Genomic DNA, 21346 nt, shown 5'->3' with positions numbered 1-21346 from the left:
ATGAACGCTATAATTGTACCAGGAGTAACAGACCTTAATAAAGGGGATCAAGCTTTAGTGTGGGAAAGCTGGAGATTGGCTAAAGATACTGGCCTCTATGATGAGATTCTCATCTTAGACGCTGGAGATACTGATGAGGAAAGAAAATTATTATGTAAACAATCTGAAGATCGCGGATTTAAACTGTTGGAAAACATTCTCAAACATCCTCGTCGCGGCCGGCATAAGAGCGGCGAACATATAAAAGAGTCAAAGTTCGAACTAATCAAGCAAATTAGGAATGCAGGGGTCGATTTTTATAATACATGGTTCCTTATTCGGATATGTAAAGATTTGGATAAAGTAAAAAAGCATTTTGACGCTAGAACATATCGGACAGTTGAGGAGTTTCATAAAGCGAAGACTATTTTTGTTAAAGGTGGTGGGTTTATCCATGCTTATGGAGAAAAAACTGCACCATATCTGATGTGGTATTTCTTATTTTATGTTCGGTTGGCGAAAGCTATGGGGAAAGAAGTCGTTTTTTTTACCAAACTCATATGGACCTTTCGATGGCTTGACAGTTAAGAGTCAGGTAAGAAAAGTCTTCAATAAGCTAGATCTCGTATATGCTAGGGAATATGTGTCTGCTGCAAGTCTTGGGGAGCTGTTAGATAAAAAAATACCTGTTGAGATGGATTTAGGTTTCTTTCTTGAGCAAGGTTCTCAGGATGAAGCGTTGAAAATCCTAAAAGATTACAATTTATCTGAAGAAGATAAGATCGTTGGAATAACTATAAGACCGTGGCGATTTCCCGGTCATTCAAATCCTAAAGAGCGTTATGAAAACTATATCAGTAGCGTGGAAAAATTAACTAATCATATTTTGGAGAAAGGTTATAAAGTTGCGCTTTGCAATCAGTCCCTAGGACCAAATTCGCACGAAGACGACCGTAATGCTATACGAGAACTTTTGACTCGAGTTAAGCACCCTAATGTTGTTTGGATTGATGAAAATATAACGTGTGATGTTTTAAAAGCCCTGTATTCCAATTTTTACTTTTTTGTAGGTACTCGATTTCATTCAATAATTTTCTCACTAACGTCGCTGGTGCCGTCAATAGCAATTGGATACGGAGGCAATAAAGCCAAGGGAATTATGGGTGATTTTTCTCTTGAGCAGTATGTTATACAAATTCATGAGGTCGATGCAGAGAGTTTGATTGAGATGTTTGATGATGCTATTGAGAATTACAGCAATATTAAAAAATCATTACACGAGTCAATGAACTTAGTTGCAGAAAGTAGAAACAGATTGATTAGTGATATACGAGCTTTATATTTGTAATGAAAATAATCCGTACTTCAACAATACCATTATCCCTGGATGTACTCTTAAAGGGACAGCTCAAATTTTTATCAAATTATTTCGAAATTATAGGCCTTTCATCCGATGGCGAATTACTTTCTAAAGTTGGAGATCGCGAAGGTGTAAAAACTATTGCAATAGACATGGAACGAGGTATTAGTCTAACCCGAGACTTAGTATCTCTGTTACGGCTAATTAAATGTTTTAACAGAGAGAAGCCAGTGATTGTGCACTCTATTACTCCAAAAGCTGGTCTTTTGTGTATGGTGGCCGCTAAACTCACTGGCGTCCCCATAAGAATGCATACTTTTACAGGGCTGATTTTTCCTGTAAAAAAAGGTTTTACACAGAAACTACTGATACAAATGGATCGCTTACTTTGTTGGTCAGCAACAAATATTTATCCGGAAGGACAGGGGGTTATGTATGATCTGATCAAATATAAAATTACTTCTAAACCCCTTAAAGTGATTGCAAATGGCAACGTGAATGGAGTGGATTTACGTCATTTTGCAGTTGACAGTGATATATTAGAAAGTACTAAAGATTTAAGGGCAAGATTGGGAATAAATCCTAGCGATTTTGTTTTTATTTTTGTTGGTCGACTCGTCGGAGATAAAGGTATTAATGAACTTGTCGAAGGGTTTTCAATCTTATCCAAAGAATTGGGATTATCAAAAGGCGTTAAATTACTTCTTGTTGGGCCTTTAGAGGAAGATTTAGATCCGTTACAGGATTATATAAAAACAGAAATTGATTCGAATCCTAACATAATATCTGTGGGATTTCAAACTGATGTACGCCCTTATTTTTCAATATCCGATGCCTTAGTTTTTCCGAGTTATCGAGAGGGGTTTCCAAATGTGGTTATACAAGCTGGTGCAATGGAATTACCCAGTATTGTTTCTAATATAAACGGCTGTAATGAGATTATTGTTGAAGGTCTAAATGGAACTATTATTCCCGTTAAAGATGTTAAAGCCATTTCAGATGCGATGTTACGTTTTGTAACTGACAAAAGTTATTATGAAATATTACGTTCAAACGCTAGACCAATGATTCAAAATAGGTATGAGCAACATGTTGTATGGGATGCTCTGTTAAACGAATATAAAAACCTATTAAACAAGAAAGGACTGCAATAATGTATAGAAATTATGTCAAACGTTTATTTGACCTCCTTATAGCATCATTTGGATTAATTTTACTCAGTCCACTACTGTTGTTAGTTTTTACTTTTCTTTATTTTGCAAATGATGGCAAGCCCTTCTTTTTTCAAATCCGTCCTGGAAGAAAGGGCAGATTATTTAAGATTATTAAGTTTAAAACGATGAATGATAAGCTCGACTCGAATGGCCATTTATTATCAGACGCAGTCAGATTAACGCCAATAGGTCATTTTGTTCGGAAAACATCGCTTGACGAAATCCCTCAATTGATCAATGTATTGAAAGGAGAGATGAGTCTTATAGGTCCGCGGCCCCTGCTGCCTGAGTATTTACCACTCTATTCAAAAGAACAAGCGAGACGCCATGACGTTCGGCCTGGGATTACTGGTTGGGCACAAGTCAATGGGCGTAACGCCATCAGTTGGAATGAGAAATTTAAATTTGATACTTGGTATGTTGAGCATGTTAGTTTTTGGTTAGATTTGAAGATCTTATTTTTGACAGTAAAAAAAGTAGTCATTAAAGAAGGCATATCTTCGGACACATCAGTTACTATGGAGAAATTTAAAGGAAAATAAATGCATATTATAGGGGCAGGAGGCCATGCAAAAGTAATTATAGATCTTTTGGAAAGATCTGAAATTCTGATAGAAGGAATATGGGATGAAGATCTTGAAAAAACTTCTTTAATGGGGTATCCTATAAATGGCAACTTCTCTAAGTTTATAGAGTCAATACCTCAGAAGAATGCTGTCCTTGCAATCGGAAATAATAGAGTTCGTCAACAGCTTTCATTACATTTAACGGGAAATACTCCTGTAATATCTCATCCGCAGGCTGCTGTTGCTAATAGTGTAATGGTTGGGGTAGGTACGGTCATCATGGCAAATGCGACTATTAATTCTTGCACAGTGATTGGGAACTATGCAATCATCAATACAATGGCTTCTGTAGACCATGACTGTATTATCGGCGACTTCGTACATATATCTCCTCAGGCAGGGATAGCTGGGAATGTTTTTGTTGGTGAGGGTACGCACGTAGGAATTGGCGCTGTGGTTATACAGGGCATAAAAATCGGTAAATGGGCAATAATCGGTGCTGGTGCCGTTATTATTAATGATTTACCCGACTTTGCAGTGGTGGTCGGAAACCCTGGCAAAATAATTAAGTACAATCAACCTTAAAATTATAGTTGAACAACGATAGGATATGAACTCAAAAATATGGTTATCATCTCCCCACATGGGAGGAACGGAACAGAAATATATTAACGAAGCATTTGAGAGCAATTGGATTGCTCCACTAGGACCTCATGTGGATGGCTTCGAAAATGATTTAGTTACTTATACTGGTGCGACGCATGCCGCTGCACTAAGCTCAGGAACAGCTGCTTTACATCTAGCTTTAATTATGCTGGATGTTAAACCGGGTGATGAGGTGATTTGTCAGTCTATGACTTTTTCTGCTTCAGCAAATCCTATCGCCTATCTTGGCGCAACGCCGGTATTTGTAGACAGCGAAGAAGAAACCTGGAACATGTGCCCAGTATTGTTGAAAGAAGCTATTAATGATCGAATTGCCCGTGGTAAAAAACCTAAGGCAATCATTCCTGTCCATCTGTATGGGATGCCTGCTAAAATGGATGAGATATTAGCTGTAGCTAACGAATACGGCATTCCGGTTTTGGAGGATGCTGCGGAAGCTTTAGGATCTAGTATTAATCAAAAGGCAATGGGTACATTCGGCCTAATGGGTGTTCTCTCATTTAATGGAAATAAGATTATAACGACTTCTGGAGGTGGCTCCCTTATCTCAGACGACAAAGAGTATATCGTGAAATCCCGGTTTTTGGCTACACAATCCAGGGATGACGCACCACATTACCAACATAGTGAAATCGGCTATAATTACAGAATGAGCAATGTCTGTGCCGCCATTGGAAGGGGACAGATGGAAGTGCTTAATGCACATATTGATTTAAGGCGCAGAAACTGGGCTTTTTATAAAGATGCCTTCGCTCCATTTGATGGGATTTCTATGCTGGAAGAGCCGGAAGGTTACTTCTCTAATCGTTGGTTGAGTACAATCTTGGTAGATCCGAAGGTGTCGGGCGGGGTGACTAAGGAGACAATCAGATTGGCTTTGCAAGAAGATAATATTGAAAGTCGGCCTTTATGGAAGCCAATGCATGCACAGCCTGTGTTTAATGGAGCACCATTTTATAGAAATGGCGTGTCTGATAAATTGTTCCAGAATGGTTTATGTTTACCCTCTGGTTCTAATCTAACAGTTACAGAGTTGGATCGCATAAAAAAGGTTCTTGCAGGTATATTCTCAAATCGATAGAATGCTAATATAACGTCATGCTAAAGTTGCCAAAAGCAACTTTAGCATGACGTTATTTAGATATAATTATATTAATATCATTTTTGGTACGATTTTTTAGCTAAATTTAACTAACATAAATAACTAGCATTTTGTTTACACAGATTAATATAGTTCCTCGCTGGATAATTTTTACGCTTGACTTAGCGATTTGTATTATTTCACTTACGTTTGCCTATTTACTTAGGCTAAACTTTGATCTCAATCATTTAGATTATGTAGAATTCAGTAGAAATGTATTGATATTAACCTCTCTGAATGCTATAGTTTTTGTTATAATGAAAAGCTACTCGGGAATTATTCGCTACACGAGTGCACAAGATTCTTTCCGTATCTTATATTCTATTTTATTCTCAAATTCTTTATACTTCGTTGTGAATATGGCTTTCGTAGCCACTGGTTCACATCCCTTGATTCCAACAACAGTTCTTGTAGTAAATGCGCTAACCTGTTTCGGCTTGCTAATCAGCTACCGCATATTGATTAAATACTTCTTCATGTATATCAAAAACATGAAGCTGGATAAGGTAAAAGTAATGATCTACGGTGCCGGTGAAGCTGGTATTTTGACGAAACGTACATTTGATCATGATCCTAAAGTGAACAAAAGGATCGTCGCCTTCGTGGATGATGACACCCGTAAAGTAGGAAAAACTATTGAGGGGATTATAATTCTGGATGCGAAGAACCTGGAACAGATTATCGCCAAGCACGAGTTAGAAGAAATTATATTCGCCACTTACTCGATACCTGCCGATGTACAGGCTAATATTGTTGACATCTGTCTGGAGAATGGTATTAAAGTCTTAAATATCCCACCTCCGAATGCATGGACGGGTGGTAAGATTCAGCCGGGACAGATCAAAAAACTGAATATTGAAGATTTATTGAACCGTAAATCTATCACTATAGATATTGATGGTATAGGTAGTCAACTAAAAGATAAACGTATTTTAATTACCGGAGCTGCCGGATCTATAGGATCTGAAATTGTAAGGCAGTTAAGTAAGTTTGATGTCGGCCTAATAATTCTATGTGACCAGAGTGAAACTGGTTTGCATGATCTGTATCTGGAGCTTACTGAAAGTACCAAGAATAAGAACTTCCATGCCTTTATTGGTGATGTAAGAGATGACAAGCGGATGGAAAATCTGTTTAGTACTTTTAAGCCACACTACGTATATCATGCCGGCGCATATAAGCATGTGCCTCTAATGGAAGACAACCCTAGCGAAGCTATTAAAACGAATGTGTTGGGTACGAAAACTATTGCAGACAAAGCAGTCAAATATGGCGTGCAGAAGTTTGTGATGATCTCTACCGACAAAGCCGTGAATCCGACGAACGTAATGGGCGCTTCTAAAAGGATCGCTGAAATTTATGTACAGTCTTTAAATAACTCCCTGCATCATAAAGACCATGTTTTTAGTAATGGATTGAGTTATATTAATGATCTAGATGTTAAACCGATCACAAAATTCATTACGACCCGTTTTGGTAATGTATTAGGCTCAAACGGTTCTGTAATCCCTAGGTTTAAAGCTCAAATCGAAAAAGGTGGGCCAATCACGGTGACGCATCCGGAGATTACACGTTACTTTATGACCATTCCTGAGGCTTGTCGCCTGGTATTGGAAGCCGGTTGTATGGGTGAGGGTGGAGAGATCTTTGTCTTTGACATGGGCAAGTCAGTAAAGATTGTTGATCTCGCTGAAAAAATGATTCAGCTTGCTGGTTTAGTACCTAATCAGGATATCCGCATTGAATATTCGGGTTTGAGGCCTGGTGAGAAGTTATATGAAGAGTTATTAAATGATAACGAAAATACGATGCCTACGCACCACTCGAAAATTATGATCGGTAAGGTGCGCGAGTACGAGTTTGATGAAATTCAAAACCAGATCTATAACCTCATTGATTCTGCACGCAGGTCTGAAGATATGCAGGTTGTAAAGTTAATGAAAGAACTGGTTAAGGAATATAAGAGTCAAAACTCTATCTTCGAAAACCTGGACGCTAAAGTTTAACGTTCCGGCCTTTCTAAATGGCAAAGAACTACTTCTATAACCTACTGCTTTCCCTGGCCAACTTATTATTTCCCATTTTAAGTTTTCCATATGTGTCCCGGATACTGGGACCGGAAGGGATCGGTAAAGTCCAGTTTATTTATTCTTTTGCCATGTATTTTGCCCTGGTTGCCAGCCTGGGCATTCCTATTTATGGTATGAAGGAGATTGCCAGGCGCAGGAATGATCCTGACGCTCGTTCTGCTGTCTTCTCTGAGCTTTTCATAGTGAATGTGATCACTAGTGTCGTCTTAACGCTTGCGTATCTCCTGGTGATCTTTTTCTTCCCTTATTTCCAGGCAGACAGAAATCTCTTTATTGCTGCCGGTTTACTTATTCTGCTAAGCTTCTCCTACATTGAATGGTTATACACAGGAATGGAAGAGTTCCGTTCCATTGCCCTGCGCTCTGTATTGTTTAAATTGATCGGTCTGGTATTAATGTATACGTTCATCAGGGACCGCAACGATTTCGGCATTTATCTGCTCATCATGATCTTCTCCTTTATGGGAAATAATCTGCTGAGTTTATTTTTGTCAAGGTCGCGTGTGAAGCTGGTGCTCAGAGATTTGAAACTACGCAGGCACATCGTTCCGCTCCTCATGATTTTGAGTACTACTTTTGCTACAAGCATGTATACAGAAATGGACACCGTGCTGCTTGGATTATTAGCAAATAATAAAACTGTGGGATTATATACCGCCGCTGTCAAATTAAGTAAAATAATAATTCCGTTCGTAACCTCCATGGGTGTAGTACTCATTCCGCGTATTGCAAAGTATTTCGCCGAGGAAAATTTGGAGGGTGTACAGGAGACCTTAAATGAAAACTTCCGTTTCCTCGCTTTTTTCTCCGTTCCTATCGCCATGGGGCTAATGCTCTTCGCGCCAGAATTTATTGCACTTTTCTCAGGAAAGGAATTCTTGCCTGCAACCCTGAGCATGCAGCTTCTATCTTTTCTGCCAGTGGTAATTGGTTTCGGCCACTTATTCCTATGTCTCATTTTAATCCCCGCCGGTAAAAATAAAGAAATGCTTTTTTCTGTGATCTGCGGTATGGTGATCAGTGTACTGCTCAACTTCTTACTGGTACCCGTCTGGAAAGAGGTGGGTTCTTCAATAGCGAATTTATCGGCAGAGACATTAGTTTCTGTAATGTACTTCTACTTCATTAGAAAGCATTTTAAATTTACTTATCAATGGTCTTTAATGGGGAAGGCATTGTTAAGTACCATACTTTTCATACCGGTAATCTGGATGGCCAGGTTATACGGAACTTCGCTCATTCTAACCCTAATTCTGGGGATCGGCGGCTGCGCAATCTGTTATATAGCCACCCAGCTGTTCTTGTTCAGAAATTATTTTGTGTTCAGCGTTCTCGACTTTCTGAAAGCTAAGCTGATGCTTAAGAATAAGGTTTAAGTACTGCTTAACGGCAGCGTAAAGAAGAATGTTGATCCTTCTCCTGGGATGCTATCTACCCAGATCTTGCCGGAATGACTTTTTACAATTTCAGCACTGAGGTATAAACCAATCCCGAACCCGGAGATTAGCTGTGTCTGCCCATTTCTCACCCGGTAGAATCTTTCAAAGAGTCTCTCTGAATCTTCTTTTTTAATACCCATTCCATGATCCTTAACCCCGACTCTGACTTCTGACGGGCTCACTTCGCATTGGATCTCAATTAATTTTCCTGCTGGAGAGTATTTGACAGCATTACTGATGAAATTAGTGATCACAGAGCTGATCTTATCCTTATCTGCCTCTACTTCTACGGGCGGACATGGTGTGAAAAGAATTTGATGTGTTTCGGTAAGCAGCTCGGATTCTTTAATGTTTTCGGCAATGAGCTCATCAAGGTTAAATTTCTTTTTCTCCAGATGTATTTTTCCGGATTCCAGACGCGAGATATTTAAAAACCCATTGATTAGTGCAGTCATCTTGCTCACCTGCGTTCCAATCTTTTTAAGGGCATTTACCGAGAACTCATCCTGATTCTTCTTAGCCCGGCTCTGGAGTATTTGTGAATATCCGTTTAGAGAGGTGAGAGGTGTTTTAAGTTCATGGCTAACCATTCCAATAAAATCATTCTTACGCAGCTCATCTTGTTTACGTTCGGTAATATCCATCATCGTACCACTGAATTTAAGTGGTTGCTGCTGAATATTGAAACTTGCTTTTCCTTTAGCGGCGATATACCTCGGTAAGAGTTCTCCGGGAATATTTAATTGAAACTCTACGTTAAACTTCCCACTGGAATGCTCCCTTAATGCTTCTTTTATTGCCGAGGATACATGAGCGTAATCGTCTTTATGAATTACCTTATAAAGCTCACTGAGCGATATAGCATCTTGCTCGGATAACCCAAGCCACGATTTAAAACGGTCATTACCGGATAACTGCAGATTACGGAGGTCCAGATCCCAGATGCCTATTTCTGCCGCATCTATAATAAATTGCAGCTGGTCTTCTCTTCGATTCAATTCTTCATTGGAGGCATGCATCTCTTCATTAATCGCAGCGAGCTCATTATTACTGGCCGTTAGTTCTTCGGCAAGTGATTGTTCCCGCTGAAAGCTTAAAGAGTGCTCAGTTACGTCTGTCGCGACAATCATAACCCCTATAACCTCATTCTCAACGTCAAGGACCGGCTCATAAATTAAATCAAAGTATCTTGTAATTACACTGAAAGGGGATAGAATATTGATCTTAACGCTAAAACCGTAGTAAGGGTCTTGGGTTTCATATACCCGGTTGATCAATCTAACCTGCTCGGGATCTATTAAAGGATTGGTCTCATCCAGAATGGAAAGATTAATTACTTGTTCTTCTCTGCGGCCCCATATTTCGAGCATTTTCTTATTGACGAGTTCCACCAATAACTCCGGCCCCTGAAGAAAGGTGATGGCCACAGGTGCATTTTTAACGAGGGATGCAAACTTATCCTGGCTTTTTCCAAGGCTGGCATTCGCAGATAGTAATTTCCTGTTGAGTTCATGCTCTCTGAGCAAGCCTGTATCCAAGGCCTGTTTTGCCAGGTTTAGCTGCGTAACATCTGTAGCGGTATGTAATATGGAATAAACTTCTCCATGCTCATTTTTAATGGCCTTGTACTCAAAGTTAAAGTGAAACCGTTGCAGTTTTCCATTTACCCGGAGTTCAGCTGACTGATTTTCGGCTGTATAAGTATTTCCCGTCCGCCAAACCTGTTGCAATAGCGCAATAAACGGCTGCCCTTTTAATTCGGGTACGGCTACCTCCAATTCAAGGCCGATTACGTTCCGGTCTTTACCCCAAAAACTGATCATCTGATCATTGGCAAATTCAATGACGATGTTTTCGGAAGTATAAATTGCGGTTGCTTTTCTGGATAAAGACAGGATATCCAGAATTTCCTCATTACTCAGACTGCTTGCAGGTTTGTTCATTTGGCAAATCATAAAACCAAAGATATATCTTTAAATCTTATGTCAAACCTTCCGCCACCCGTTCTGGATATTTTCATTTACTTCCGGAATAATCAGCTGTGCAATCTTTCTGATAAGCTCTTGTATATCATTTCCTTTAGAAACAAAATGGTCTGCACCATTTGCCATTATCTTCTGGAAAGCTTTGGGATCTTCAGTGGAAGAATAGGCAATAATCTTAATTGCCGGCCAGCTCGCTTTTAAATGAATAGCAGTATCATATCCATTCATAACAGGCATATCCAGATCTAGGATAATGAGGTGGGGCAATACCACGCTTTGTCGCAGTTGATCCAGGCAATCCTGGCCATTTTCGGCTTGAAACAGAATGTTATAGCTATTCTGCTTGAGGCTATAACTGATAATACGCTGGTAGATGAGGTTATCATCTACAATGACGATATTCAGGTTATTGGTTGATTTCATTTGCTTAAATTTCTGATGCGTGTTTTCCAGTTGTCTTTTTAAACCAGAAATTAAAGGTGCTGCTCTTCTTAAATCCAAGATTGAGGGACAGATCTTTTATTTTAAGTTCTTTTTTTTGAAGCATATCCATAGCATATATCATTTGTAATCTCCTGAAATACTCTAGCGGAGTTACTTTATAGGTCTTCTTGAAATGACTCTTGAGCTTGGTAGGCGATACGTGACAATCTTCTGCTAATGCAGCAATGCCGGGGAATTTATCCTGAATGTGTCTTTCGAGCAGGATGGCGGCCCTCGCCATCACATCTGATTTATCTCTCAGAGAAAGGTCGGCAGAGGTTTTAGGAAATGATAGTTTGAAGAAAGTATCAGTTATTTCATAGGCACTTTTTATAACAGATAGATGGTAATCGAAGTTTTTTCTCTCATGTTTCTGGATATAATGAAGTCTTCTCAGGATAATATTTTCAGACTCTTCAATATTTCTGGAATAGGCGGCATGGGTTCCCAGGATCGTCTTTGCTAAATCAAAATCAGATAGGTCTCCGGCTGATAGATCTATAAGCTTATCAAGATAGTCCTGGGTAAATACCAGCCGGCAGCATTTAAGGATCATTCCTTTTCTGAGATAGATTTTATGGGTTGTATCTGGATTGGCAAAAATCACAACTTTATTAGTCCAGAGCAGGGATCCATTCGCTTCATATCCTAGTTTACCTGTTGAATGGTAATAGTTGATGGAATAATAGTTTTTCATTGATTTTTTTGGCTGAAATACATAACAGGTATCTCTTCTTTCTTCGGTTTCCATGGAGAAAAGCCAGAATCCTTCATTGATTTGTTCATAGTAAATGTCTGACCACGTGAAGTGGAGATTTGAGTAGGCATGTCCTTCTGATGATAAATTTGAGTAGCTTTCTTTTCTTTTCAGGTAGTTTATATATGCTTTAGGTTCAAGCTTTTTAAAAAATATAAATCTCCAGTTCCTTTGCATAGTATCTCATGTTGTTCGGGCATAAACTAACCATTGTCAATTTTATCAATCTTTACTCTCTTATAAAGACTAGTATTTTACCGGATAGGACAGGTTTGCTATCTTTTGATAGATTTTTTATAGATATTCTTCTTACTAGTTTATCTTAATTAACCATTTGATGTGATTTTATATTTTATTGATAGTTTGTGATCGAAATTCTGTCAAAAGCCTGATGCGCATTTTTTATGTCTTATTCGGTCGGGTTTATACCGCAAATTGCCTGGCTGATACACAAATATGGAGCTTACAATGAGCCAAAGCCGAACACAATTAGAACAAGCAGCAGACCAACATGATGGAGAAACTTAAATTGTTGTCTTCTCTGGCCAACAGCGCACCTGATATACCGCCCTGGTTTAAGGTAGACATAAGACCGAAGCCAATAGTTCCGGAACCGCTCGATGAAGTATATGGGCTACAGTCGAAACATATATATTGCAGCTACTTCAGGTATTTTTGTGAAGCAGAGTTCTCCTGGAAAAAATATGATTCTTTTACTTTGGATATGGAAGATATTTCGGATTCAATCCCTCCGGAATATAAAGCTAGTGTCGAGCAGCACCCGCAGAAGATAAACGCCCAGAATGATTTATTAGTACAATGGGAACTGGAATATGAAGAGCTGCGTTTCTTCAGCTGGCGGGTGTACTACGCTAAAGAGCTACTGAAGCAGCTGTCTGCCGGGGGTAAATAAAAAATCCCCTATTCGGGGATTTAATCTATGCTTTGTATTTTACTTTCGTGTTGTAATCAGGTAAATGGAATAAATACCTGTAAATCCTATCATAAACATTAGTATGGTCGATGCATATTTCATCCTGTTCTTTTTAAGCGGAAACTCCGGCTCATCTACAATCTGAACAGTTGGGGTTTCCTGAGCAAGCATCATTTTACTGGCTTCGAGGTTTTTTACGGTTTCACTAAATACAGTGCTCAGAATAATCTTATCGCGCTCTGTTGTCTCTACATTGGCATTAGCACTGGTATAGGCCGGATTAAGGTCGAGCAGGCTCTGACTGGCCGAAGACGCAGCGAGTGTTTTCTTATTCAGAATGCGGCCGATACTGTCTGCCCTGTGCTGAAGGCGGGTAACATTATTACGCATCCTGCCTGTTTTAGTCTGAATAAAGAAGTCTGTTCCCTGCTTAATCATTCTGGTACAAAACAGGTAAGCGAGTTTCTCGTCACGCATAGTGGAGTTGACTTCAAAAAAACTTAGCTTTTTATCTGTTTTAGCGACGCCGAACTGGCCTTCTATAATCGATTTTGTAATCTCATGCAGCAAGCTGTCCTGTGTGCGTGTATAATTTTTGCCGCCAACAGGAAAACGGATCGCCTGACCGTTGGTACTATATTTTAACCACTTTTTATCTAGTTTATAAGCCTTTGCATATTGATCGGCCAGGGAAAAATCGCCTTTATCGTTATAAGGTGATAGCAAGGTGTTTTTAATTAGTCTTCTGGACTTGAGCAGTTCCTGCACATTATCTCCTGCCAATACTCCGCTGGCACCACTTAAGCCATCGAGGTTAAACCCGAACTGCCCGGCGATAGCGGCCAGGCCACCTCCGCCACTGGATTTAGTGTCGTCTATCACAAAGGTTAATCTCGCTGTATAGGTTACCGGCCATTTCCAGGCAAATAAGGCACCTGCCAGTGCCGCAAGCAGCAATACCAGCGCCAATGATTTTTTAAACTGCAGTACGTATTTTAAGTCATCGATCCTATCGCTAATCAGTTTCTTAAAGGAGAATTCAGGCTCGTATGGGTAGGGTGTATTTTCAGTATTCATGTTATTTAGATAAAATAGCGATCAGACTGATTAAAGCAGTTACTGCGGAAGTAATTCCTCCGATTTCGCCTAATCCCATTCTCCATATTGAACCGTTTTTGCTTTTCTCAGGTACAACGATTTTACTACCTGGTTTTATAGCTGGATAATTGCGGAAGAATAAAAAGTTGGTAACTGGTTTATTCAATCCATCCGGATATTTTACGTAGGCTCCTTTTAGTCTCGCATTCTCTGTTTTACCAGCTGCCGCATTGAGATAGTATTTAAATCTGCGACCATTATAACTGATAAACTGCGGATTGTTCACCGCACCTGCAACTTCTACGAAAGAGATAGTTCTTGGTACATAAATACTGTCTCCGGGTAAAAGGATCATACTTTTTTTAACCAGTTCATTATTACTGGTGCTGGACAGATCGAGGTTTACGCGGACACCGTTACGGAAGGTCTGTGCATTTTCTAAAGAACCATAAGGTGTAATGCCTCCGGCACGCTTCAGGAAGTCCTGTGCTGTCTCATCTCTGCGTTGCACGGCATATTCACCGGGGAACAAGACTTCTCCTGTTACAGCGATATTGCCGAGTGTTCTATAGTTAACCAGGCGTGGAATATAGATATAATCCATTGGCATTAATTCTATATCAGGAACAGTTCCGCTGGCGGGGTCAAGGTTAACAGTAAAAGTTTCTACCAACTGGTTGGCAACGCTGTCTTGTTTGTTCTCAATAATCCTTGAAATTTCAATATGGTGTTCTGCCGCCGATTCGGTAAAGCCCCCTGACATAGCGATCACATCTGCCAGTTTCATGCCTTTTCTATAAGTGAAAACGGTCGGTGTACGAACGTTTCCGTTAACGGTTACCTGCTGATTCCTGACAAAGTCTGAGCGATCCTGGATCATTACGGAGTCATCGCGCATTAAAGGGATATCACTGCCGCCATTGAGAACCAGGGCCGGGTTAAAGGAGATAAATTCTTTTTCGAGGTTTGGAAGGGTTCTTTTGATATAACCTCTTTCCATATACGCTTCTGGTTTTAAGCCTTGTGCATTTTGCAGTAATGCACCCAGGCTGAAGCCTGCAGTGAGTTCATAAATACCAGGGCGGTAAACTGATCCTTCCAGGATTACCCGGTTGGCAAAACGGTTGGTAATGGCACCGATTTCTACAATATCTCCGTTTCTCGGTGTATAACCGCTGAATAAATTGGAAGGGACGTCTTTAACTTCTCTTTCAATAGCATTGATCTGCTCGATTTTAGCAGTTCCGCGGTAAGCGATGTCTGTATAGCCGCCTGCATATTCCAGCAGGGCATCTAATTGTTCACCGGCTTTTAATTCATAAATAGCTGGTTTTTTAACTTCGCCGGTGATACTTACTCGTTTGGTATAAACAGGAATGCGGATAACATCCTGATCTTCTAAGCGGATATTTCCATCCATCAATCCTTTCTGAAGGAAGGTGTAAAAATCTACTGTGCGGTAAACTTTGTTATTTCTGATGAGTTCTATGCGACGCAATGACCCGTTAACGCTTGGTCCGCCTGAGTTATAAAGGGCATTGAAAAGTGTGGAAACGGATGATAGGGTATAAGATCCTGGTGTTTTAACTTCGCCAATGAGTGTTACTTTAATACTTCTGGTACTCCCCAGGTTTATAGCTACTTGTGTTTGTCCGCTATTTAGCGCAGGGTAGATCTTCGCTAGTTTGCCGCGGACCTGACTTGTCGCTTGTTCGATAGTAAGGCCGTTTACATGAACTAATCCAGCATATGGAATCTGAAGGTTCCCATCCGGACTTACTTTAGTCTTAATGGTAGTTTCATTCATTCCGGTTACCAAAACAATTACTTCGTCACCAGGGCCTAATACATAACCTTTTGGTGTAGCTGCATTGGTGTTTGGTTCAAATTTAACCGTACTCTGGTTAAAGAAATCCATTCCGTAAATATTGAGTACTGGTTTTGGAGCTGCGGGTTCCGATTTTTTCTCGGGTTTAATGACGGTAACAGCGGTATCGCGCGTGAAATTGGTCGTTTCTTTATTTGCTGAGACCGGTGGTTTCACTCCTTTTTGGTTTAAGCCTAATAAAGTGACCCTGTTTTTGAATTCTTCAACTTCTCCTGGCGGCAGTCCTTTCTGCGCCATTAATTTATAAGCTTCTTTTTCTGGAATGCCGGTTTCTTCTAGTTTCGTCCAGGCCTGAATAATCTGCTGATCAGTAAGCTGACTGATTTTCACATTCTGTATATTACTCAGGGACAATTCCTGGGATTTCCCGGTTTGGGTAAAAGCAATACAGATCAATAAAAGTATAGTGAAAAATTTAATGCGCATGGAGGAGGTGTGATATTAGTTTTTACAAATATATGATATTCGGTACATTTTTCTTAAAAGCCGAATGATACGGCCAGACGGAATTCGTTTGGTACTGCTGATGTCTGTACTTCGGGGTTAATTACACCGGTTTGACGCTGGTAACTGGTCCTGATATAAAGTTTATGCAGCAATTCGTAGTTGGCCTGAATAAGTAATTGTTTTTGTGTTTGTACAGGTCCTTCGTCCAGGAACTTTGCCTGAGGTTCTGCCCAATACTGGTCAAAAAGGTCACCGTCTCTGCCTTTACGGATATAAGTGAACTGAACTCTCGTACTTAAACGTGGCAGTGGGTTATAGGAAGCCCAGGCCATAATCCGGTCTGCATTCTGTCCCATCCAGTCTCCCAGCAAATAGCTCTGGTTAGTATAGGTCTGTGCGGGTATCAGGTTGTTATAAGCATATGGATTGATCCGGGTATATTCCCCGCCTATTGTAAGGTATGGGATTACTGCATCTGTACGGCTTGCACCTACGGTATATCCGAGCTGATTTCTGCTTTTCTCTTTATCGAAAATACTTCCTGTACGAATCTCATCTATGAAAAGGGAAGCATATAAATGTGTTTTGGGAATAAAGTTTCTGGAGCTGACATTAAAAAAGAACTGTCCGTTAGCTCCGGTCGTTAATTTATACCTGCTCTGATATTGGTCATATGCTTTAAAGAACATGACCGGTAAAAGATATCCGGCATCAAAATCATCGCTGTACACCATACTCTCCCCAACACTCAGGCTAAGGCCTTTTGCGGGTAGAAAGGTTAGGGTGTGACTAACAAAGTACTTGCGGATATATAATTCCCTGTTCTCACCGAATAACGCGTTGCCTTTATCATATGATCTGGCAGAGTCGATTAGTGCGGAGTTTAACCAGGCATGCATATAATTAAAGCGAAGCCATTTTACCGGGGCATAATCCAGGCGGATCATCGGGTAGGATGGAGCTTTGTCTGAGAGTACAATGCGGCCACCTTCTCCGTAGCCCCACAGCATCTGGTCTTTACCCACGCTGATGGATCCATTCTTCCAGGCATAGGTTACCGATCCTCTTACATCACTGAAGTTAACGGTTTTAGCATTCGGATTAATATTGGCTGTACGCAGGATTCCGGTTTCAGGTGTAAATCTTTTCAGACTGTCAATTCCATCCCCTTTCTCAGTAATATCCTGGAAGTAGGCCTGAAAGGAAAAGTGCTTTCCGGCATGTCCGTAAAATGACAGACCCGTGGCGGTCCTGAATACGTTTTTGCCTTTCCCATTTATTGTCTCGAAGCTCATTGCTGGGTCTCCGCGTAAAAAGAAGTCATCGTTTTTAACAGAAAGAAATCTCCATCTGTCGTACTGGTCCTTCCGAAAAAAGGTGGTTGTATCTTTTAACGGGCTATCAAATTCTGAGTATTCCTGCTGATAAAAGGCAAGTTCTTTCTGCTCCCTGGAAGACAGTTTGTCTTTTTGTTCTTCGAGTTCTTTCAGATATCCGGCAATGTCTTTTCTGCTAATAGGTTGAATCAGGTCATTATATTCAATACGGCCAATCTGTGCCTGTCTTGATAAATACTGATATACCGGGCTCTTTGGATTCTCGAACACAACCTGGCCAATTGCGTTGAGTTGCTGAAACACGAGGCAGGTAATTATGATTAGACTGTATTTGATAAATTTCATCGTATAATTGGAAGATGTTTAATTTTGAGGTTATAAAAACGCAAGTATAGGACAATAATCGCAGACCCACGTAAATTTATTTATAGTCCGGGTATCAATTTTTGTAATCCGGCATAGTGTTTTTCTGAGTTGATCAGGTTGTGTATGTGTGTTTTAGCATTTTTTCCCATCTCCTCAATCTGCCCTGGCCTGTCGTAGAGTTCGCGAATTCTACCGGATAAAACAGTGACGTCTCCGTGTGGGAAAAGCATGCCTGTTTTACCTTCTATAACCATCTCCGGAATAGCACCGATTGCTGAACCGATAACGGGTTTACCCATCGCCATTGCCTCAACTACGGTGAAACCCAGTACCTCGTACCATTCTGAGGGGCAAACGAGAAATGTTGCGTTTCCAATTTCTTTAAGTGTCTCCGCTCTTTTCAATTTCCCTAAAAAGGTGACGTTCGTTAATTGCTGCTCTGCTACATATTGCCGGAGTTCTGCTTCCTGCGTTCCCGTTCCAATTAATCTGAGCTGGATGTCGGGATGGTTAGCTACGGCTTTAATTAAAGTATGGGGTCCCTTAATCTTTTCCAGCCTGCCTGCGAATACAATATACTTCTGAGCCGGTGCCGGACCAAGGTTTCTGGTTGCGCTTTCAACTTCTGCATAATCGTACCCATGATAAAGTTGTACCAGTTTTTCTGGGAAGAAGTTAAATGAGCGAAATTTCTGATATAAAAACTCGGAAGGACATACATAGTGATCTACATATTGATAGCAATTCAATGCTGCATGAACATAGTTTTCTGTAGCAGCAACCAGGCTTGCAGGTAAGGAGCCTTTCTTACATTTATTGGTTATACAATGATAAAAGGCACCGCCTTTGCATTTTTCACAAATCTGACCATGACTTATAAAAGTGCTCTCCGGACAAATAGGTGTGTATTCGTGTAAAGTCCAGATAACCGGGATTCCTCTTTCCTTTAATATTTTAAGAATAATTGGCGTAATGTAATGATGAATGACATTGATATGCGCAAAATCTATTTTAACAGTATCGAGTAATTTCTCAAGTTGCTGCTGCGCCTCTTTTGACCAGATACTTGTTTTAATGACTTTATAGGCAGCACCGGGACTGGCCTTATTGACCTTTTTATAGTCTATATGGCTAATAAAGAAGGGTGAATATGCATTGCTGAAGTTCCTTTCGTCCTGCATAGAGAAAGGAATAATCTGATGTCCATGAGCTATATATTGCCTGGTTATATTTTCTACGTATGTCCAGTCACCACCGCTCGGATACCATGTCCAGTTTGCGACAAGTATATTCATATGTCTTATTTATACTTATTGAGAAAAAATGGCATAATTTTTATACCTGTGTGGATGAAAATGATCTCCAAAGATGCCTGATTTAATCAAATTATTGAAGAAATAATACATTTTTGATCGTAATTGCTACTATAGTATTTAATGATTAAAAAAAAACGCTAATTTTGGAAGGACGATAAGACTCAATATTTTAGATTCGCCATTGGATCGTGGTTATGATATTGATCCAAATGACCTTAATTTCGTAATGAAGAAAAAAATTTATATCGCTGGTGCAGGCGGAATGCTGGGTGAAGCTTTTTACCGCGTATTCAAAGAAGAATACGATATTAAATGTACGGACAAAGATGTAAATGAAGACTGGCTTAGTCTGCTTGATTTCAGAGACTTTGATAATTATAAAAAAGATGTAGTCGATTTTAAACCTGACTTTCTTTTCCATTTAGGCGCTTACACAGATCTAGAATATTGCGAAGTTAATCTTGATGATACTTATCTGACTAATACTACTGCGGTTGAAAACGCAGTAATTATCGCAAACGAGCTTCAAATCCCTGTTTTATATATCAGTACTGCCGGAATTTTTGACGGTAAAAAAGATTTCTACGACGACTGGGATGAGCCTAATCCGCTTGGCCATTACGCGCGTTCCAAATATATGGGAGAGCGTTATGTCCGTGAACATGCAGAAAGATACATTATCTGCCGTGCTGGCTGGATGATGGGAGGCGGTCCTAAAAAAGATAAAAAATTCATCAATAAAATTATAAAACAGCTGGCTACGGGTACCCGTGACCTGCATATTGTGAATGACAAGGATGGTACACCGACTTTCACGGTTGATTTTGCAAAAAATGTAAAGCTGCTGTTTGAAAAAGAGTACTGGGGTTTATATAACCTGGTCTGCAATGGTGAAACCAGCCGTAAAGAGGTTGCTGAAGAACTGGTTCGGATTCTAGGTCTCCAGGATGAGGTGACTATCCATGAAGTGACTTCTGACTATTTTAAAGATACTTATTTTGCACCCCGTCCGCCTTCAGAACGATTGATCAACAAAAAGCTTGATCTGCGTGATATGAATAAAATGCGTGACTGGAAAGTGGCTCTGGATGAGTATGTCAACGACTATTTCGGAGACTTTGTGAAAGAGCACTTCGAGAGTAGCAAATGCGTATAGCTGCCTTCGGATTCAGATCTGTTCCACCTGCAAAGGGCGCCGCTGGTGCTGATAAATTTGCATTGGAACTTTTTCCAAGGCTGGTAAGCAGGGGCCATCAGGTTGTTGCTTATAACAGACAGTATCCGGACGTGTTTGTAGATATTAATGTATACAAAGGTGTACAGATTAAAACAATCAAAACTATTAAAAGAAGTGGTTTTGATACATTGCTCCATTCTTTCAAATCTACTTGTGATATCATCTGGAATAATACAGCTGATATTGTCCATATCCAAAACGGCGGAAACAGTATCTGGGCATTGCCTTTAAGATTGTTTGGTAAAAAGGTTTTTATTAGCCAGGATGGCGTCGACTGGAAGAGGGACAAATGGTCCTGGTATGCTAAGCTATATCTTCAGTTTTCTGCATATATGACCGCATATCTGCCTAACGAGGTGATATTCGATAATGTTATTGCTAAAAAATTATTTGAAGACCGTTTCCGCAAGACTTTTGCTTTCATTCCATTCGGAAGTGAAATTGCCGCCTGGCCGGAAAATAATGATATTCTGGACCGGCTGAACCTGACACCGGGTGATTACTATTTATTTGTGGGCAGGTTTATTCCTGATAAAGGGCTTCATTACCTGATTCCGGGTTTTACAGCATCTTCTAGTAAAAAGAAGCTGGTGCTGATAGGTGGTTCTCCGAATCCTTCTCCCTATGAAAAGGAATTGACTGATCTGGCAAATGACCGTGTTTATTTCCCGGGTTTTCTATACGGAGATGAGGTTAATACTTTAATGAAAAATGCTTACTGTTATATCCAGGCCTCTGATGTGGAGGGTCTTTCTCCTGTTGTGCTTTCTGTAATGGGATTAGGTGTACCGCTTATTGTAAGTGATATTGAGGAGAATGAATATGCTGTTCAGGATACTGCGCGTATGTTTAAAAAAGGGAATATAGCTTCGTTGACAGAAGAAATTAACTTTGCTGAGGATAATTACCCAGAGATGCAGGCGCTTGCTTTAAGAGCACAGGAGCGTGCACTGTCAGTCTTTAACTGGGAGCACGTAGCCGACGAGCATGTACGTATCTTCGAAAGAAGCTAATCAGATAAAATTTAATGAAAATAAAAAAAC

18 protein-coding genes are annotated in these 21346 nt (G+C 40.1%); 11 read left to right on the top strand and 7 right to left on the bottom strand.

Annotation, left to right across the window (positions count from 1 at the left end):
• The 8 genes from BLR53_RS10680 to BLR53_RS10645 all read left to right on the top strand — a co-directional run bounded on the left by BLR53_RS10680 (position 1) and on the right by BLR53_RS10645 (position 8392).
• Positions 1–567, top strand: a complete 567-nt coding sequence (locus BLR53_RS10680; RefSeq protein ID WP_074589498.1) for a hypothetical protein — start codon at positions 1–3, stop codon at positions 565–567.
• The gene (locus BLR53_RS10675) at positions 485–1327 is read left to right on the top strand and encodes a polysaccharide pyruvyl transferase family protein (RefSeq protein WP_074589494.1); all 843 of its coding nucleotides are present in this window, start codon (positions 485–487) and stop codon (positions 1325–1327) included. The genes BLR53_RS10680 and BLR53_RS10675 overlap by 83 nt, the downstream gene beginning before the upstream one ends.
• Entirely contained in the window at positions 1327–2493 is a 1167-nt protein-coding gene (locus BLR53_RS10670) for a glycosyltransferase family 4 protein (RefSeq protein ID WP_074589490.1), read from the top strand. Before BLR53_RS10675 ends, BLR53_RS10670 begins: the two co-directional genes overlap by 1 nt.
• A complete protein-coding gene (locus BLR53_RS10665; protein WP_074589485.1) occupies positions 2493–3095 on the top strand; it encodes a sugar transferase in 603 nt (200 codons plus the stop codon). Before BLR53_RS10670 ends, BLR53_RS10665 begins: the two co-directional genes overlap by 1 nt.
• On the top strand, positions 3096–3704 hold the full coding sequence (locus BLR53_RS10660; protein ID WP_074589481.1) for an acetyltransferase: 609 nt from the start codon (positions 3096–3098) through the stop codon (positions 3702–3704). It abuts the gene before it with no gap.
• A gap of 58 nt (positions 3705–3762) precedes the next feature.
• Positions 3763–4866 (top strand): DegT/DnrJ/EryC1/StrS family aminotransferase, encoded by a 1104-nt coding sequence (locus BLR53_RS10655; protein ID WP_280513383.1) that lies wholly within the window; start codon positions 3763–3765, stop codon positions 4864–4866.
• Between the two features lie 317 nt (positions 4867–5183).
• Positions 5184–6932, top strand: coding sequence for a polysaccharide biosynthesis protein (locus tag BLR53_RS10650; protein ID WP_425312220.1), 1749 nt, complete (start codon positions 5184–5186; stop codon positions 6930–6932).
• Between the two features lie 17 nt (positions 6933–6949).
• Positions 6950–8392: a flippase gene (locus tag BLR53_RS10645; RefSeq protein WP_074589467.1), complete on the top strand. Its 1443-nt coding sequence runs from the start codon at positions 6950–6952 to the stop codon at positions 8390–8392.
• Here BLR53_RS10645 and BLR53_RS10640 read toward each other — a convergent pair.
• Genes BLR53_RS10640 through BLR53_RS10630 form a run of 3 tightly spaced genes read right to left on the bottom strand, consistent with a single transcriptional unit; the run spans position 8389 to position 11857 of the window.
• The gene (locus BLR53_RS10640) at positions 8389–10398 is read right to left on the bottom strand and encodes a PAS domain-containing sensor histidine kinase (protein WP_074589462.1); all 2010 of its coding nucleotides are present in this window, start codon (positions 10396–10398) and stop codon (positions 8389–8391) included. The two genes, BLR53_RS10645 and BLR53_RS10640, sit on opposite strands and share 4 nt — an antisense overlap.
• Positions 10399–10440: 42 nt before the next feature.
• Positions 10441–10863 carry a response regulator gene (locus BLR53_RS10635; RefSeq protein WP_074589457.1) on the bottom strand — a complete coding sequence of 141 codons (423 nt, stop codon included), beginning with the start codon at positions 10861–10863 and terminating at the stop codon, positions 10441–10443.
• Between the two features lie 4 nt (positions 10864–10867).
• Positions 10868–11857 (bottom strand): helix-turn-helix domain-containing protein, encoded by a 990-nt coding sequence (locus tag BLR53_RS10630; protein ID WP_074589455.1) that lies wholly within the window; start codon positions 11855–11857, stop codon positions 10868–10870.
• A gap of 334 nt (positions 11858–12191) precedes the next feature.
• Here BLR53_RS10630 and BLR53_RS10625 point away from each other — a divergent pair, with 334 nt between their 5' ends.
• Positions 12192–12593: a hypothetical protein gene (locus tag BLR53_RS10625; RefSeq protein WP_074589452.1), complete on the top strand. Its 402-nt coding sequence runs from the start codon at positions 12192–12194 to the stop codon at positions 12591–12593.
• 39 nt (positions 12594–12632) lie between these two features.
• Here BLR53_RS10625 and BLR53_RS10620 read toward each other — a convergent pair whose 3' ends face one another.
• The 4 genes from BLR53_RS10620 to BLR53_RS10605 form a co-directional block, all read right to left on the bottom strand.
• Positions 12633–13691, bottom strand: coding sequence for a hypothetical protein (locus BLR53_RS10620; protein ID WP_037441486.1), 1059 nt, complete (start codon positions 13689–13691; stop codon positions 12633–12635).
• 1 nt (position 13692) lies between these two features.
• Complete coding sequence (locus tag BLR53_RS10615; protein WP_074589449.1) at positions 13693–16026, bottom strand: SLBB domain-containing protein; 2334 nt, start codon at positions 16024–16026, stop codon at positions 13693–13695.
• Between the two features lie 53 nt (positions 16027–16079).
• On the bottom strand, positions 16080–17729 hold the full coding sequence (locus BLR53_RS10610) for a capsule assembly Wzi family protein (RefSeq protein WP_037441484.1): 1650 nt from the start codon (positions 17727–17729) through the stop codon (positions 16080–16082).
• 80 nt (positions 17730–17809) lie between these two features.
• Complete coding sequence (locus tag BLR53_RS10605; RefSeq protein WP_074589447.1) at positions 17810–19045, bottom strand: glycosyltransferase family 4 protein; 1236 nt, start codon at positions 19043–19045, stop codon at positions 17810–17812.
• Between the two features lie 247 nt (positions 19046–19292).
• Between BLR53_RS10605 and BLR53_RS10600 the strand changes: the two genes are divergently transcribed.
• Together BLR53_RS10600 and BLR53_RS10595 are read left to right on the top strand one after the other, a co-directional pair.
• The gene (locus tag BLR53_RS10600; RefSeq protein ID WP_037441498.1) at positions 19293–20222 is read left to right on the top strand and encodes an SDR family oxidoreductase; all 930 of its coding nucleotides are present in this window, start codon (positions 19293–19295) and stop codon (positions 20220–20222) included.
• Positions 20213–21316: a glycosyltransferase gene (locus tag BLR53_RS10595; RefSeq protein WP_074589445.1), complete on the top strand. Its 1104-nt coding sequence runs from the start codon at positions 20213–20215 to the stop codon at positions 21314–21316. The genes BLR53_RS10600 and BLR53_RS10595 overlap by 10 nt, the downstream gene beginning before the upstream one ends.
• Positions 21317–21346 lie beyond the last annotated feature (30 nt).

The organism is Pedobacter antarcticus, from assembly GCF_900103515.1.
Lineage (GTDB): Bacteria > Bacteroidota > Bacteroidia > Sphingobacteriales > Sphingobacteriaceae > Pedobacter > Pedobacter antarcticus.
Note: the sequence above shows the minus strand (reverse complement) of the source record. Positions and strands in the feature narration are given on the sequence as shown.